Below are 16557 nucleotides of genomic sequence, written 5' to 3' on the forward strand. Positions count from 1 at the left end.
TTGTGCTTCTTGCAAAGGACTAGGGCCATTTGCTGCGAACCACGCCTTGCATCCAAGCCCGTAAGCCGACGCAGAGCACACATGGGACTTGCTTGCACCTTCCCTAACTTAGGTTGGTATTTTATTTGCATAGCCTTACCCCAGTGAAAGGAACTTGGCGCTAATAGAGTTAGCCGTGGTGCGAAATGACAACCTCGGAGAAAGTGCGGCATAAGTCAGATCGGCCAAGGTTCACGCCAGGTCCATGAGTCGCCAGGTTCCTCAATAAAGTAAGTGCCCGCTAGGGTACCAGAGAGACGGATATTATGTATAAAGCCCTGTGTATATTGCCTTTACTCTTGCTGCCTGCTTGCAGTACGACAGCACAGCAACCGCAGGCTGAGTTCAAGCCCCAACAAGCACCAGTCAATCTATTGGCGCATCAGTTGGTGGATGAATTGGTAACCCATAACGATGCTCTTAAACCGACTCAGCCGCTATTGGTGATGACGCCTGCGATGGTGGAAGATATGCAAGGCAGTAATGCACTGGCCTCACAACTACAGCAGAGCTTAATGACGGCTTTTCATCAGCGCGGCTTTAACCTGGTGGATTTGAACCTGGCCGAAGCGGTGCGGGTAACGCCACAGGGGGATTTTATTCTTACCCGCGACTGGCAACAATTGCCGACGGATATTGCGGTGGATCATGTACTGGTCACCAGCATGAGCCAGGCTAAAGGTGAAATCTTGTTCAACAGTCGGATTGTCAACGTCAATAACAATCGGGTGCTTTCGACGGCCGGGGCGCGGGTGCTTGAGGCGCAACTACCGGGTTATCTGGCGCCATCCCATAGGGTGGTGTCAAAAGAAGGCTTGCTTTATCGCTATGAAAATCGCGGAGAAGACAAGAGCCGGATAGTGGGAGACAAGTAATGAAGTATTGGAACAACACACTGACATTGGTCACGCTGGCGCTCGCGTTAGTTCTGGGTGGCTGCGCCGATAAGGACAGATATGTGCAGTGGGAGACAGAGGCGCCAAGCAGTTTCCCCAAGTTGACGGCAATAGGCTATGCTCCGCTGGCCAGCCAACCGGGCAAGGAACAGTCGCAAAAGGTGCTGATGGCGATGCAAGCATCCAAGATTGCCGCTTATCGGGAATTGGCCGAACAAGTCTATGGTCAACGTTTGTCGGCCGACAGCAAAGTCAGTGACTGGATGCTGAAAGGCGATAATATCCAGGCCTCGGTTTCCGGGGTGATCCGCGGCGCCAAGGTGGTGCGCAGTTATCCGGCCGGAGATCATTATGTGACCGAACTGGAGCTGGATTTCGCCCGAGTGTGGGATCTGTATCAGCAGCAAAATCGCCCCCAGCGAATCAAAGAGATCACTTATTTTTAGGGGAATGGGTATAAGTCCAAAGCAGCCTTGTTTGGCTGCTTTTTTTGTGGCTTTTTTGTGGCTTAAGAATCTTTGCTGAATTGAGAGCAGGGTATACGTTCTGTTCTGGAGGACAGGAGCTTGGGGCGCACCAATAAGCCGAACTTACTGAATTAGCTTAAGCAATGGGACAGGAGCAGGGCTTTAAATCAAGCCTTGAGATCGTTGCCCAGGGTGGCGATGGTTGAAGTCTTGCCTTTGCCGTCATAAGTCAGGCTGGAGGCATTGCGGCTTACTTGCAGCGCCTGTGCCAGACGATTGATACTGGCCATGCTCAGCTCTATCAGGCCGGCATTTTCCTGATTGCGCAGTTGGCAAGTAGCCAATAGTTCGCGGGCTTCACTGACCTGTTCGGCCAATGGCGATTGACTGAGTTTGGCTTGTTCAGGATGAGAGGAGAGCGCCTCATCTACTGTCTTGACCTCATTGAGCAGATCGCTCTTGTTTTGGGCCAGTTGCAGCAGATTATCGGCATTGCGATCGAGCAGGGCGTTTTTTTCCTGCTCAATCAAGTTCAGCAGACGCTCGAGTTGAGTCATCTGCTGTGCTATCAGGCTGGTTATATCCGGGGTATCAGGCATCAGGATCCTTTATTGAGTGCGCTCAGTTCTGATTCAAATTGAGATATGTTGGCTGCCAGTTTTTCCGGGTCAACCTTGTATCTGCCTTCGGCGATTGCCAATTTGATTTCGCTGATCTTCTTTTGATCTATTTCCGGCAGGGAGGCCATTTTACTCTGAACTCCTTGCAGCTGCTGCGCTTGCTGCGACACCACAACCGAGTCGGTTTTCTGCGGAGCAGCCCCTTGCTGAGCTGTTTGATTGCTCTGAGCCGTGTTCTTGGGGAGTGAACCTGTATTCACCCTGGGTTGATTTTGCAGTTGTTTAATATCCATAGCCATCGCGGCTCCAGCCTTTTCTCTGATTACCTTGCTGTCTTATCGGCATAGCCAAGGAGAACTTTAGCATTTTTTACATTCGAACTTCCACTTCGCCCACATTGGTGACGGTAGCCTCCAACACTTTGTCTGAGCGAGTGTTTTTTACCCTAATCTGTTCTCCAAGGTTACCATCATGCAGGGCTTCACCAACAGTTTTTATTTGAAACTTCTCGTTACCTGCATAAATAGAGACTCTGTCGCCTTTGCAAACAAAACAGAGATTGGCGGCAAATAACGGATAGTCTTTGGCTATGCGCCGCTTGAGGCGGGTACCCGTCACTGTGGCAATATCCTCGAACTGCTGGCCGCGCAGACTGGTTTCATCTATGTAACGCAGCGCCAGATTTTCCGGCCCCAGCACAGTGCCCGGAGCCAGAGTTTGAGTGGCCACCACCACAGGATAACTGATATCTACCCGTACCGAGACATAGATTTGCCACGGGTAGCTTAGCTCGGGGCTGTTACAACCTATGCGCACAGTATTGTTGCGGCTTATCTCTCTGTCGCTGGCAAGTTCGGCCGTCAAAGGTGAATTGCATCTAGGGGGCGTGAGCCTGGAATCCAGTCGTTGCGGGGTGATGGTAATTTGTGCATCTGTGCCCGCCAGCACTTTTTTGGCCACTGCCTCTTTAGCCAGGCTTTCCATGGCCGATATACTGGGAACAAAGCTGCTCTCTGCCGCCATTGTTGCGATGGGCATTAAAATTGTAGCCAAAAGGTATGCAATATTTACTTTCATAATGAACAGGCTAGCTTGTCTCGCCAGATTACACCTATACTTTCAATGATTCGCGGTTCCCAGTACTGGCTTCACCTTAGGTTTAGTCAGAAATTTGACTGGGCATCAGTGTCTTGGATAAAGCAAATAGTATGCCTGTCTGTGGGACAGCGGGTATTTCTCAATATAAAGACAACAAGGCAGCCTTATGTCGAGCATTCTTGAATCAGTCAATAAACGCACTCAACTGGTTGGACAAAATCGCCTCGAACTTCTGTTGTTCAAACTTAACGGCAGACAAAGATTCGGTATCAATGTATTCAAAGTCAAAGAGGTTTTGCAGTGCCCACCACTGACGATATTGCCCAAGTTGAACGCCTTTGTTAAGGGCGTGGCCCATATTCGTGGTACGACTGTGTCTGTTATCGACCTCAGTGCGGCGACCGGCGGTAAACCCATAGATGATGTCAAGGATTGCTTCATCATTATTTCCGAATACAACCGCAGCGTGCAGGGTTTTCTGGTTCGTTCAGTTGAGCGGATCATTAACATGAATTGGGAGTCTATCATGCCGCCGCCGGAAGGAGCGGGACGATACTCTTACCTGACCGCTGTGACGGAAATCGAAGGTGAACTGGTTGAAATCCTCGATGTGGAGAAAATTCTTGATGAAATTTCACCGGTCAAGACAGATATCAGCCAAGAAATGGATGAATCTCTCACTATCGACAGGGAGCAGCATTATCATATTATGGTGATTGACGACTCCTCTGTGGCGCGCAAGCAGATCATTCGTGCATTGTCTTCGTTGAATCTGCAGATAGATACCGCTAAAGATGGTCGGGAAGCATTGGAAAAACTGAAGAATATAGCGTCTGGTATGGACAATGTTGCCGATGAAATCCCGTTGATTATTTCGGATATCGAAATGCCGGAAATGGATGGTTACACTCTGACCGCCGAGATCCGTGATGATCCCAAGCTGAAAAATATCAAGGTAGTGCTGCATACCTCGTTGAGCGGGGTATTCAATCAAGCCATGGTACAGAAAGTGGGCGCCAATGATTTTATTGCCAAGTTCAACCCCGACGAACTGGCTTCTGCTGTTAACAAGCATCTGAGTCTATAGCCTTTGTCTGCTGTGACTTTTTATGGCTATAGTGAGTTGGTCTGCTTGTGTTGCAAAGGGGGCTGGGGTATAACGCAGCCCCAGTTTTTAAATGTTGCTGCCTCAATTCGCAGTGACGTTTTTACGGATAGTTAGGACACTAAGGTGCCAGATAAATCTCTCGCGGAAACTGAGTACAATCAATTCAGGCTGTTTCTTGAGCAGCACAGTGGCATTGTATTGGGTGAGAACAAACAGTATTTGGTTCGCAGCCGTTTGGCGCCTTTGATGGGGAAATATGGTTTGCCATCCCTGTCGGACGTTGTTAAGCAATCGATGCGACCCACAGAGCGCCAATTACGGGCTGAAGTCATTGATGCCATGACGACCAACGAAACTCTTTGGTTTCGGGACAAGTATCCTTTTGAATTACTTGGCAATACATTATTGCCCGGTTTTGCCAAGTTGGGTCGGCCGTTGAAGATTTGGTCGGCAGCCTGTTCATCCGGCCAGGAGCCCTATTCACTGGCGATGACAGTGCTCGAATATCAACAGCGTAAGCCGGGAGCTCTGCCGGGTGGGGCGATAATCCAGGCCACCGATCTATCGCCGTCCATGCTCGAGCGTTGTAAAAATGCCGAGTACGATAAGCTGGCATTGGCCCGGGGGCTGTCTGAAGAGCGTAAGCGTCAGTTTTTTGAAGCCCTGCCCAATGGCAATATGCGGGTAAAGGACAATGTTCGTCGTTTGGTCAGTTTTCGGGCTCACAACCTGCTTGAAAGTTACACCTTGCTTGGCAAGTTCGACATCATTTTTTGCCGTAACGTACTTATCTATTTTGCCCCGGAGGCAAAGGCAAAAATACTGCGGCAATTTGCTGCCGCTCTCAATCCCAAGGGGATATTGTTTTTAGGGGCCAGTGAGTCGATTGCCGGTTTGACCGATGAATTCGATATGGTTCGCTGCAATCCCGGTATTTATTATCAAAAGAAAAATTAGTTATCTAATTCCTTGATTTTCAATGTTTTTCAATGACCGCCTGTCAAGTTTGATGGGCTCTTTCTTTTTTATCTCTCAAGTCAATCGCAATCCATTTCTCATCTGTTGCTATAGCCATCATTCCTGGCACAAAGCTTGCTTTGTTTTTGTCGAGTCATTGGAGGAGGCGGTTTTATGGCGATCAGTTTTGATAAGGCCCTTGGCATACATCAATACACTCTGGGTATTCGCGCCCAGCGTGCCGAAGTGCTTGCCAGCAATATAGCCAATGCCGATACCCCGCACTACAAGGCTCGGGATGTGGACTTTTCTTCGGCGTTGCAGGCGGCCAAAGGGCGGCAACAGGGAATGAATATGGCGGCAACGTCTGAAAAGCATTTCGACCTCAAGGCGCTGACAGCCCAACATGTGCAATATCGGGTGCCGGATCAACCGGACACTGGGGATGGCAACACAGTCGATATGCAAAAAGAGCAGCAGGCCTTTATGCAAAATGCGCTTGAATATCAGATGTCGCTTGGGTTCCTCGACGGTAAGTTCGCCGGCATGAAAAAGGCATTGAAAGGAGATTAATCATGAGTTTGTACAATATTTTCAATGTTGCGGGTTCGGGAATGTCCGCGCAGTCGGTACGTTTGAATACTACCGCCAGTAACATAGCCAACGCAGATTCTGTTTCTTCCAGTATCGATAAGACCTACAAGGCACGGCATCCCATTTTTGAGGCCGAACTGGCCAAGGCTAATGGCCAACAGCAACAAGGGGCAGCGGTCAAAGTCAAAGGCATAGTGGAAAGCGATAAACCCTTGCTGAAAGAGTATTCGCCGGATCATCCCATGGCAGATGCCGACGGTTTTATCTACAAACCCAATGTCAATGTAGTGGAAGAGATGGCCGATATGATTTCCGCCTCCCGTTCCTATCAGATGAATGTTCAGGTAGCCGATGCAGCCAAGTCCATGCTGCAACAAACCCTGAGAATGGGCAAATAACGGAGGCATAGCCCATGAGCGTCAATTCAGTTAACCCTTTTCTCGACAGTATCCAGGTGCAATCGGGTACTGAAACCAAGAAAAGCAATAATCAACAACTGACCCAGGAAGACTTCTTCTCGCTCCTCAGTCAGCAGTTGTCTATGCAGGATCCTTTCAAGCCGGTGGATAACGATCAGATGATCGCCCAGATGGCGTCGTTTGCCACAGTGGATGGTATCTCTAACCTGAATGAAGAAATAGTTAACCTCAATTCGTTAATGACTTCGAGTCAGGCATTGCAGGCATCAGGCTTGGTGGGGCAGAAAGTGCTGATCCCGGCGGGCACCGGCTATGTTTCCGAGGAAGACCCAACGCTCAAAGGGGTGATCACATCACCGGAAAAGATCCCTTCAATTAAAGTAACGATTGAAGATGAAGCCGGTCAGGTGATCAAAACCTTCGAGGTCGACGGTAGTGCCGGCGGCAATATAGATGTGGAATGGGATGGCCTGGATAAGGACGGAAACCCTGTCGATACAGGCATCTATACCATGAAGGCCAGCGGGGTTGTTGATGGTAAGTCCCAGGATCTTATCGTTAGTTCCTATGCCCACGTGACCAGTGTATCACTCAACTCTGCCACCGGCGCCGTGTTGAACCTAAGAGGTATTGGCGGGATCAGGCTCGCCGATGTGCTGGCTGTTTCCGAGGTTTAATTCTGTTTCTGCCCCGGCGGTGCCGGACAGTATCTAAAAATCATGAGGTGAATTATGTCTTTTAACATTGCTCTGAGTGGGATTGCTGCGGCGCAGAAAGATCTCAATACCACGGCCAACAATATTGCCAACGTCAATACGATAGGCTTTAAAGAATCCCGGGCCGAGTTTGCCGATGTGTACGCCAGCTCGATTTTCTCCAACGGCAGAACCACAGTGGGCGGCGGTGTCACCACCACTCAGGTGGCGCAGCAGTTCCATCAGGGTAACCTGAACTCCACCAACAACGCGCTGGATATGGCGATCAACGGTGGTGGTTTCTTCGTGACATCATCCAGTGTCGGCAGTCAGGATTACTCTTTCACCCGCGCCGGAGCCTTCAAACGTGATGACAACGGCTTTCTGGTCGATGCAGCAGGTAATTATCTGCAGAGCTTCCCGGTCGATAAAGATGGTAACTCCACTTCTGTGAGTCTGACCACCACCAAGCCGGTACAGATCCCGGATACTGCCGGTAGCCCGCAGAAAACCAACAATGTTGGTATCAGCATGAACCTGGACTCCACTCAAGAAACTAAAGACCCGGCTTTGTTTGACCCATCCAAGTCAGACACTTTCAACAACTCAACCGCAGTGACTATTTATGACTCTTTGGGTAACTCTCATACCCTGACCACCTATTTTGTGCGTCCGGAAAATGGTGCTCATACCGGTGAGAGTAACTGGGTGGCCTACTACGCTATTGACGACAAGCCGGTCAATCTGGGTGGCGGCGCCGGAACCTACAACACGGACACTAACGGTGACGGTACTGCGGATGGTACAGGCACAGCACAAACTGCAGGTGGCTGGACCGGAGCTGTGCTCAAGTTCAACGATGTCGGCGGTTATATAGGTTCAGATCCTGCGGTGATCACCACAGAGCAGTTGGGAGTTGGCGGGGCCAACGTTCTTGGTCCGGCTGCTGACGGCACTCAAGCGATAACCATAGATTTCAATAATCCGACCCAGTTCTCGGAAAAGTTCAACGCCACGGAATTGACGCAGGATGGTGTGACAGTGGGCCGTTTGACCAATGTTGAAGTGGGTACTGATGGTTTGATCTCTGCCAAGTACAGCAATGGCTCAACAGTACCTCTGGCACGGGTGGCGTTGGCACGCTTCTCCAATGAGCAGGGACTGAGTCAGGTGGGTAACACCTCCTGGAAAGCCAGCCTGGATTCAGGCGCGGCGCTGGCCGGTGAGGCCAACAGCGGTGTGTTTGGCAGTATCCGCTCATCAACACTGGAGCAATCCAACGTCGACCTGACCACTGAGTTGGTGGATTTGATTTCGGCCCAACGTAACTTCCAGGCCAACTCCCGTACTCTGGAAGTGAACAACACACTGCAGCAAACCGTATTGCAGATCCGCTAAGCCTTCCTGTGCAAGACATTGCCGCCCCGGCAATGTCTTGCCGCACCTTCGCCTATTAACTCCCAAGTTACTGAAGTTCTTCTGCTGTCCTAGTGCTCAACTGCTCATTTTATTGGCACGATGTTTGCTTTTACCTGAATAGGTAAAAAGATTGACGGAGCAGCAGGTGGACAAACTTCTCTATGTCGCCATGACTGGCGCCAAACAAAACATGAATGCGCTGGCGGTTAGGGGTAACAACCTGGCCAATGCCAATACTGATGGTTTCAAGGCCGACATGGCTCAGGCTCGTGCGATGCAAGCCTTCGGCGAAGGCTTGCCGACCCGGGTGTTCGCCATGACAGAGTCGCCCTCGGCCAATTTTCAGTCCGGCCCTATCAAATCGACCGGGCGGGATCTGGATATTGCCATCAAAGATCAAGGCTGGATTGCGGTGCAGGCCGCCGATGGTAGTGAGGCCTATACCCGCTCCGGTAGTCTGAGTTTTGACACCACAGGTTTGCTGCGTAACGACAGGGGCAACCCTGTGATGGGTGATAACGGCCCAATAGTGCTGCCGCTGCCGATAGACAAAATCCAGATTGCCACAGACGGCACTATCTCCATTCGTCCCCAGGGCGCAACCGCCGAGGTGATAGAAGAGGTGGGGCGCATCAAGCTGGTCAACCCGGGCAATCAGAACCTGATGCGCGGTGAAGATGGCTTGTTCCGCACTCTGGATGGTAATCCGGCCGCCGCCGATCCCTTTGTCAATGTGGAAAGCGGCGCAGTGGAAGGCAGTAATGTCAATGCCGTGGATGAGATGGTCAACCTGATTGAGCTGCAACGTCAGTTTGAGCTGCAGGTAAAAATGATGAAAACCGCAGAAGAGAACGACAAGTCGTCCGCTTCACTGATGCGCATTAGCTAGGAGTAATTGATATGCATCCCGCGTTATGGATAAGTAAGACTGGGTTAGATGCCCAGCAAACGGACATCTCGGTGATTTCAAATAACGTCGCTAATGCCAGCACCATAGGCTACAAGAAGGGCCGGGCGGTATTTGAAGACTTACTGTATCAGACGGTCAATCAGGCCGGTGGTATCAGTGCCTCCAACACCAAGTTGCCCAACGGCCTTAACCTGGGCGCAGGCACTAAAGTGGTGGCCACCCAGAAAATTTTTTCCCAGGGTAATTTGCAAACCACAGATAACGCGCTGGATATGATGATTGAGGGCCCGGGCTTCTTTGAAATTCAACTGCCTGATGGCACCACTGCCTACACTCGTAATGGCCAGTTCAGTTTGGATGACACCGGCCAGATAGTGACTTCCGGCGCCGGCTATGTGTTGCAGCCTGCTATTACCATTCCGGACGATGCCACCAGTATTACGGTTTCCGCCGAAGGTGAAGTGTCGGTTAAAACCCCTGGAGCCGCCGAAAACCAGGTGGTGGGCCAACTGACTATCTCTGACTTCATTAATCCATCCGGCCTGGATCCCATAGGGCAAAACCTCTATCTGGAGACGGGCGCCAGCGGCACCCCAATTCAGGGGACTGCCTCACTGGACGGTTTGGGCTCTATTCGTCAGGGGTCGCTGGAAACTTCCAACGTTAACGTGACCGAAGAACTGGTTAACCTGATTGAAAGTCAGCGGATCTATGAAATGAACTCCAAAGTCATTTCAGCCGTAGACCAGATGCTGGCCTACGTGAACCAGAATCTGTGATGAGGTGATGTGATGAAACCCTTGTTCCTTATCATTCCGGCTTTACTTCTGGGGGCTTGCAGCTCTACCCAGAATAAACCCATAGCCGATGATCCCTATTTTGCGCCTGTGTATCCTGAAGCGCCGCCGACCCGAATAGCACCGACCGGCTCTATCTATCAGGACAGCCAGGCATCTTCACTGTATTCGGATCTGCGGGCGCACAGGGTAGGGGACATCATCACTGTGGTATTGGTGGAGTCGACCCAGGCGAAAAAGAGCGTCGGCAACAAGATCAAAAAAGGCTCGGACATGTCAGTGAACCCGCTCTACATGGGCGGCAACAATGTCACTATTAAGGGCAACCCGTTGGATTTTCGCTACGGCGATAGCATGGATACCAATCGTGAAGCCGATGCCGATCAGAGCAACAGTCTCTCCGGGCAAATTTCGGCCAACGTGATGCAGGTGCTGGGCAATGGCAACCTGGTTATTCGCGGTGAAAAGTGGATCACCATCAATAATGGCGACGAATTTATTCGGGTGACCGGCATTATTCGGCCGCAGGATATTACCCCCGAGAACACCATAGATTCGCCCAAAGTCGCCAATGCCCGTATTCAGTACAGCGGTACCGGCACTTTTGCCGAGTCGCAAAAGGTGGGCTGGCTGAGCCAGTTCTTCCTCTCTGACTGGTGGCCTTTCTGAGGATAAGCTCATGAAAATCAAATTAATCATGGCACTTGCCTGTTTGCTGGTTTCTCTGCCGGGGCAGGCCGAGCGCATCAAGGATATCGCCGATATCCAAGGGGTCAGGGATAACCAGTTGATAGGCTATGGCCTAGTGGTGGGTTTGCCGGGAACCGGGGAGAAGACCCGTTACACGGAGCAGACTTTCAAGACTATGCTGAAGAATTTTGGCATCAATCTGCCGGATAACTTCAGGCCCAAGATCAAGAATATTGCTGTGGTGGCAGTGCATGCCGATATGCCGCCCTTTATCAAGCCGGGACAAACCCTGGATGTGACGGTATCGAGCTTGGGTGAAGCCAAGAGCCTGCGCGGCGGCACTCTGCTGCAAACTTTCCTTAAAGGGGTGGACGGCAATGTTTACGCCATCGCTCAGGGGAGTCTGGTGGTCAGTGGTTTCAGTGCCGAGGGCCTTGATGGCTCCAAGGTTATCCAGAACACCCCAACTGTGGGCCGCATTCCCAACGGCGGCATAGTCGAGCGTGAAGTGGCCAGCCCCTTCGGTAATGGCGATCACCTGACTTTTAACCTGCACCGAGCCGATTTCTCCACCGCCAAGCGTACCGCAGATGCCATTAACGGCTTACTTGGCCCGGGTATGGCACGGGCTCTCGATGCTTCTTCCATTCAGGTCAGTGCCCCCAGAGATGTGTCGCAGCGGGTATCGTTTTTGGCCACCCTGGAAAATATCCAAGTTGAGCCTGCCGATGAATCGGCCAAGGTGATAGTCAACTCCCGCACCGGCACCATAGTGGTTGGCAAGGACGTTAAACTCTTGCCGGCGGCTGTGACCCATGGTGGCCTTACCGTCACCATTGCCGAAGCAACTCAGGTTTCTCAGCCCAATGCCCTGGCTGGTGGCCAAACCGCGGTGACCAGCAACAGCACCATAGATGTGGCTCAGGATAATAGACGTATGTTTATGTTCAACCCGGGCACTTCCCTCGATGAACTGGTACGGGCGGTGAATATGGTGGGTGCGGCGCCATCGGATGTGTTGGCAATCCTCGAAGCCTTAAAGATGGCAGGGGCTTTGCATGGTGAACTCATCATCATCTGATTAATGGCACATTGGTTTATCGACTATGAACAAAATGGCTGACGCGGCGCAATTTCTGGATCTCGGTGGGCTGGACAAGCTCAGAGCTCAGGCGCAGCAGGATCAAAAAGCAGCGCTTAAGGAAGTCGCGCAGCAGTTTGAAGGCATTTTTGTGCAGATGTTGATGAAAAGCATGCGAGATGCCAACGCGATATTTGAATCCGACAGTCCGATGAACAGCCAGTACACCAAGTTCTACGAGCAGATGCACGATCAGCAGATGTCGGTGGAGCTGTCCTCCAAAGGCATGCTGGGGCTGGCGGATCTCATGGTGCAGCAGTTGTCACCGGAAAACTCCGGCATTACCCCGGCCTCAGTGCTCCGCGGCGATGTTGATAACCGCAGTGTCGCGGCCTTGAGCGGCGGCCAGGCAGAGAAGATATCCGGTGTTGAAGCGACTGCGGCCAAAGCATCCGCGCTGCCAAGCAGTGACAGTCTGCAGCAGGTATTGAGCGGCAAAGTATTGCCGTCATGGCGGCAGGCGCGGCCGGCAATCGGCAGTCAGGAAGAGTTTGTCAGACAGCTTTATCCTCATGCCAAGGCTGCTGCCGATGCCTTGGGGACTCAACCCGAAGTCTTGCTGGCGCAATCGGCTCTGGAAACCGGTTGGGGCCAGAAAATGGTCCGTGGTCATAAAGGTGAGTCCAGTAACAACCTGTTCAATATCAAGGCCGACAGACGTTGGCAGGGTGAGAAAGCGGCGGTGTCGACCCTGGAATATGAGCAGGGCACAGCTGTGCGGCAAAAAGCTGACTTTCGGGTGTACGACAGTTTTGAGCAGAGCTTTAACGACTTTGTCCGCTTTATTTCCGATAACGATCGTTACAGCCAGGCGCGCAAGATGGCCGCTAATCCCGACGAGTTTATCAAGGCACTGGCCGAGGCGGGATACGCCACGGATCCTCAATATGCCAACAAGGTGATGAAAGTGCTGGATACCATCAAGGCCGATTTTGGTCAGTTGTTGCAGGAGTTCGGCTCAAAGCCGGGCCAGTAAAGGTGCAGGAGCGATAACCCATGTCTATGGATCTGTTCAATATAGCCCGCAGTGGGATCCTGGCTGCCCAATCACAATTGGGGGTGACCAGTAACAATATTGCCAACGTTAATACCGAAGGCTATCACCGCCAGGTGGCTATTCAGGGCAGCTCCACCTCAATGCGTCTTGGCAATAACTTCTATGGCACAGGTACTTATGTGCAGGATGTAAAGCGTATCTACAACGATTATGCTGCCAGAGAGCTGCGTATCGGTCAGACAGGGCTCAGTGCTGCCGAGGCCAGCTACACCAAACTCAGCGGGCTGGATCAGCTGTTTTCCCAAATAGGCAAGGCGGTGCCAGCCTCATTGAATGACTTTTTCTCCGGTCTCAATAGTTTGGCTGACCTGCCAGCGGATCTGGGGATCCGCGGCTCTGTGCTCAATTCGGCCTCGCAACTGGCGCAGAATCTCAATCAAATGCAGAGTCATCTGACAGGTCAGGTGCAGCAAACCAATGATCAGATTGAAAGCATTACCACCAGGATCAATGAGATCAGTAAAGAGATGGCGCAGATCAATCTTGAACTGATGAAGTCACCCGGTAACGATGCGCAGCTGTTGGATAAGCAAGATGCGCTGATTAAAGAATTAAGCCAGTACGCCGAAGTCAATGTGATCCCGCTGGAAAATGGTGCCCGCTCCATCATGCTGGGCAGCTCTTTTATGTTGGTATCCGGTGAAGTGGCCATGACCATGGGCATGACCGCAGGTGACCCCTTCCCCAATGAGCCAGAGCTGACCTATAGCCTCGGGGGCAACGAGTTGAAGGCTGACCCCGCCAAGCTTGGGGGGCAACTGGGCGCCTTATTTGATTTTCGTGACAACACCCTGATGCCCGCCAGCCATGAGCTGGGGCAGTTGGCGCTGGGGATTGCCGATGCTTTTAACGAGATGCAGTCCCAGGGTTTTGATCTCAATGGCGAGCTCGGACAACCCATTTTTACCGATATCAATGACCCTGTGATTGCCGCAGGTCGTGTCGGCGCCTATTCCAGTAACGCGGGCACAGCTTCTTTGAGCGTTAATATCGATGATGTCGGCGCCCTGTCCGGCAGCAGTTATGAGCTGAACTATACCAATGCCGGAACTTATGAACTTAAGGACATGAAGACGGGGGCGGTGACCAATTTGACGCTCAACGGCGATACCCTGGAAGGCGCCAACGGCTTCAGTATCAAAATTGATACCGGTGCCATGGCTGCCGGTGACAGGTTTGAAATACGGCCAACGGCCAATGCGGCAGCCAACATAGGTGTGGTGATGTCAGATCCCAAGGGTATTGCCGCTGCGGCGCCGAAAATCACCGCCAACGCAGGTAATTCAGGCAGCACTTCAGTGAAGTTGGTCAGCATAGACGACAGAAGCGCGGCCAATTTCCCCGTGACTGACAGTGAGCTGACATTCACCCTGGATACCAGTGTCAATCCGCCTTCCTATGAAGTATTTGATGTCAACGGCGCTTCTTTGGCAACCGGGACGGCTGCGGGTACTCCGCCGCAGATCAGCGCCTTTGGTTTTACTTTTGAAGTCGATGGCAGTAGTGGCGGTAGTGAGAGTTTCACCTTTGATCTCAGCTTTGCGCCGGGTGACAACACCAATGCCTTGACCATGGCCAAACTCAGTGACAGCAAGATAATGAATAACGGTAAGTCGACCCTGGGTGATGTGTTTGAAAAGACCAAGCTGGATATTGGCAGCCAAACCAAATCTGCCCAAGTCAGGGCCGGTTCGGCGGAGGCCATTTACAACCAGGCCTATGCCAGAGTGCAATCGGAATCCGGGGTTAACCTGGATGAAGAAGCGGCCAATTTGATGCAGTTCCAGCAGGCCTATCAGGCATCGGCACGGATCATGACTACGGCCAATGCCCTGTTTGACACCCTGTTCAGTTCGGTTCGATAGGAGCTTGAGAGATGCGTATTTCAACTTCACAGATGTATCAGCAGAATTTAAACAGCATTCTGCAGAAGCAAACCGATACCAACAGGATCCTCGAGCAGCTATCCAGCGGTAAAAAGGTCAACACTGCCGGTGATGACCCGGTGGCAGCTATCGGCATAGACAACCTCTATCAGCAAAACGCGCTGGTGCAGCAGTATCTCAAGAATGTGGATTACAGCAAAAACCGCTTATCTTTGGCGGAAAGCAAGCTCGGCAGCGCCGAAACTTTGGTCACCGGCATTCGTGAACAGATGCTGCGTGCAGTAAATGGCACCCTTGGTCCCTCGGAGCGGCAAACTATTGCCGATGAAATGCGCAGCAGTTTGGATGAACTTCTAAGTATTGCCAATACCCAGGATGAGTCAGGCAATTACCTGTTTGCCGGATACAACACAGATACTCAGCCCTTTGCCTTCGATGCCAGCGGCAACATGGTTTACAGCGGTGACAGCGGCGTTCGTGATGCCTTGGTGGCACAAGGGGTTGCTATGGGCACCAATATTCCCGGGGACTCGGCTTTTATGAATGCAGCCAACGCCTTGGGTGACTACGGCGTCAATTATTTGGCCCCGCAAACCGGGGAGTTCAGGGTACTCAGTGCCAAAATAAGCCCTCCTGGGAGCCATGTGGCTGATACCTACACCTTTAACTTTACCGATAACGGCGCTGGTGGGGTTGATTTGCAAGTGTTGGATTCAAGCGGTACGGCTGTCAGCAATGTGGCTAACTTCGATGCCAGTAATCCAGTGAGCTTCAACGGTATAGAGGTGAAGCTGGATGGCACGCCGGCTGGCGGGGATTCCTTCACCATGGAACCTAAGGCCGAGGTGCCGATTTTCGACACCATTCAACAGGCGATAACCCTGCTGGAGGATCCCGATCTGATCAATACCCCCAACGGACAAGCTGAGTTGGCACAGTTATTGGATAATCTTGATAGTGGTATGACTCAACTCGGTGTAGCCAGAGGCGTTGCGGGCAATAGTCTTAAGAGCCTCGAAAGCTACAGCAGCAATCATGCAGAAGAAGAGTTGGTGAATAAGTCGGCATTGTCACTGCTGGAAGATCTCGATTACGCCGCGGCGATAACCGAATTTCAAAAACAGCAGTTGGCCTTGAACGCCGTTTCAAATGTGTTCAGTAGAGTGGGTTCTGTTTCCCTGTTTGACTTTATTTAACAGTAAACAAAGACCTACCCGTCTGTCAGATAAGTTGTTAACAATTTTAGCCAAGCTCCGAGTCTTGGCGCTAAAACTAGGAAGAGGAACTCAACATGGCTATTACCGTTAATACCAACGTAACTTCATTGAAGGCGCAGAAAAATCTTAACGGCGCCAACAATCAGCTGCAAACCTCCATGGAACGTCTGTCCAGTGGCTTGCGTATCAACAGCGCCAAAGACGATGCTGCCGGTTTGCAGATCTCCAACCGTTTGACCAGTCAGATCAACGGCCTGGATGTGGCCCAGCGTAACGCCAATGATGGTATCTCCATCGCCCAGACCGCCGAAGGTGCCATGCAGGAGTCCACCAATATCCTGCAGCGTATGCGTGATTTGTCACTGCAATCGGCCAACGGCTCCAACTCGGCCGAAGACCGCGCCGCCATGCAAAAAGAGTTGTCGGCCCTGCAAGCAGAGTTGACCCGTATCTCTGATACTACTTCCTTTGGTAACCAAAAACTGTTGGATGGTAGCTATGGCAGTCAGGTATTCCAAGTAGGCGCCAATGCGAATGAAACAATCAG

Annotated in this window: 19 protein-coding genes; 16 read left to right on the forward strand and 3 right to left on the reverse strand. The window is 51.6% G+C overall.

Annotated features, from left to right (window positions below):
* Positions 1–305 precede the first annotated feature (305 nt).
* Entirely contained in the window at positions 306–914 is a 609-nt protein-coding gene (locus CX651_RS11055; RefSeq protein ID WP_101056046.1) for a FlgO family outer membrane protein, read from the forward strand.
* On the forward strand, positions 914–1381 hold the full coding sequence (locus tag CX651_RS11060) for an LPP20 family lipoprotein (RefSeq protein ID WP_101056047.1): 468 nt from the start codon (positions 914–916) through the stop codon (positions 1379–1381). The genes CX651_RS11055 and CX651_RS11060 overlap by 1 nt, the downstream gene beginning before the upstream one ends.
* A gap of 188 nt (positions 1382–1569) precedes the next feature.
* Here CX651_RS11060 and CX651_RS11065 read toward each other — a convergent pair whose 3' ends face one another.
* The 3 genes from CX651_RS11065 to flgA all read right to left on the reverse strand — a co-directional run bounded on the left by CX651_RS11065 (position 1570) and on the right by flgA (position 3099).
* A complete protein-coding gene (locus CX651_RS11065) occupies positions 1570–2001 on the reverse strand; it encodes a flagella synthesis protein FlgN (protein WP_101056048.1) in 432 nt (143 codons plus the stop codon).
* On the reverse strand, positions 2001–2321 hold the full coding sequence (gene flgM, locus CX651_RS11070) for a flagellar biosynthesis anti-sigma factor FlgM (protein ID WP_101056049.1): 321 nt from the start codon (positions 2319–2321) through the stop codon (positions 2001–2003). Before flgM ends, CX651_RS11065 begins: the two co-directional genes overlap by 1 nt.
* Positions 2322–2391: 70 nt before the next feature.
* On the reverse strand, positions 2392–3099 hold the full coding sequence (gene flgA, locus CX651_RS11075) for a flagellar basal body P-ring formation chaperone FlgA (protein ID WP_039034365.1): 708 nt from the start codon (positions 3097–3099) through the stop codon (positions 2392–2394).
* 187 nt (positions 3100–3286) lie between these two features.
* Here flgA and CX651_RS11080 point away from each other — a divergent pair, with 187 nt between their 5' ends.
* The 14 genes from CX651_RS11080 to CX651_RS11145 form a co-directional block, all read left to right on the forward strand.
* A complete protein-coding gene (locus CX651_RS11080; RefSeq protein WP_101056050.1) occupies positions 3287–4207 on the forward strand; it encodes a chemotaxis protein CheV in 921 nt (306 codons plus the stop codon).
* A 144-nt stretch (positions 4208–4351) separates the two neighbouring features.
* The gene (locus CX651_RS11085) at positions 4352–5185 is read left to right on the forward strand and encodes a CheR family methyltransferase (RefSeq protein ID WP_101056051.1); all 834 of its coding nucleotides are present in this window, start codon (positions 4352–4354) and stop codon (positions 5183–5185) included.
* A gap of 174 nt (positions 5186–5359) precedes the next feature.
* A complete protein-coding gene (flgB, locus tag CX651_RS11090) occupies positions 5360–5758 on the forward strand; it encodes a flagellar basal body rod protein FlgB (protein WP_039034362.1) in 399 nt (132 codons plus the stop codon).
* Positions 5759–5760: 2 nt separating this feature from the next.
* Positions 5761–6177: a flagellar basal body rod protein FlgC gene (gene flgC, locus CX651_RS11095; RefSeq protein WP_025011047.1), complete on the forward strand. Its 417-nt coding sequence runs from the start codon at positions 5761–5763 to the stop codon at positions 6175–6177.
* Between the two features lie 14 nt (positions 6178–6191).
* Positions 6192–6875, forward strand: a complete 684-nt coding sequence (flgD, locus tag CX651_RS11100) for a flagellar hook assembly protein FlgD (RefSeq protein WP_101056052.1) — start codon at positions 6192–6194, stop codon at positions 6873–6875.
* A 54-nt stretch (positions 6876–6929) separates the two neighbouring features.
* Positions 6930–8291, forward strand: coding sequence for a flagellar hook protein FlgE (gene flgE, locus CX651_RS11105; protein ID WP_101056053.1), 1362 nt, complete (start codon positions 6930–6932; stop codon positions 8289–8291).
* Between the two features lie 166 nt (positions 8292–8457).
* Positions 8458–9201, forward strand: a complete 744-nt coding sequence (gene flgF, locus CX651_RS11110) for a flagellar basal-body rod protein FlgF (protein ID WP_101056054.1) — start codon at positions 8458–8460, stop codon at positions 9199–9201.
* Positions 9202–9212: 11 nt separating this feature from the next.
* A complete protein-coding gene (gene flgG, locus CX651_RS11115; protein WP_101056055.1) occupies positions 9213–10001 on the forward strand; it encodes a flagellar basal-body rod protein FlgG in 789 nt (262 codons plus the stop codon).
* Positions 10002–10013: 12 nt separating this feature from the next.
* The gene (flgH, locus tag CX651_RS11120; protein ID WP_101056056.1) at positions 10014–10688 is read left to right on the forward strand and encodes a flagellar basal body L-ring protein FlgH; all 675 of its coding nucleotides are present in this window, start codon (positions 10014–10016) and stop codon (positions 10686–10688) included.
* Between the two features lie 10 nt (positions 10689–10698).
* Complete coding sequence (locus CX651_RS11125) at positions 10699–11790, forward strand: flagellar basal body P-ring protein FlgI (RefSeq protein ID WP_025011052.1); 1092 nt, start codon at positions 10699–10701, stop codon at positions 11788–11790.
* 25 nt (positions 11791–11815) lie between these two features.
* Entirely contained in the window at positions 11816–12826 is a 1011-nt protein-coding gene (gene flgJ, locus CX651_RS11130) for a flagellar assembly peptidoglycan hydrolase FlgJ (protein ID WP_101056057.1), read from the forward strand.
* Positions 12827–12846: 20 nt separating this feature from the next.
* Positions 12847–14772 (forward strand): flagellar hook-associated protein FlgK, encoded by a 1926-nt coding sequence (gene flgK / locus CX651_RS11135; protein ID WP_101056058.1) that lies wholly within the window; start codon positions 12847–12849, stop codon positions 14770–14772.
* An 11-nt stretch (positions 14773–14783) separates the two neighbouring features.
* On the forward strand, positions 14784–15989 hold the full coding sequence (gene flgL, locus CX651_RS11140; RefSeq protein ID WP_101056059.1) for a flagellar hook-associated protein FlgL: 1206 nt from the start codon (positions 14784–14786) through the stop codon (positions 15987–15989).
* A 95-nt stretch (positions 15990–16084) separates the two neighbouring features.
* On the forward strand, positions 16085–16557 hold a 473-nt coding region (locus CX651_RS11145), incomplete at its 3' end, for a flagellin N-terminal helical domain-containing protein (RefSeq protein WP_456300076.1).

Source organism: Shewanella chilikensis (assembly GCF_002836945.1).
GTDB classification, from domain to species: Bacteria; Pseudomonadota; Gammaproteobacteria; order Enterobacterales; family Shewanellaceae; genus Shewanella; species Shewanella chilikensis.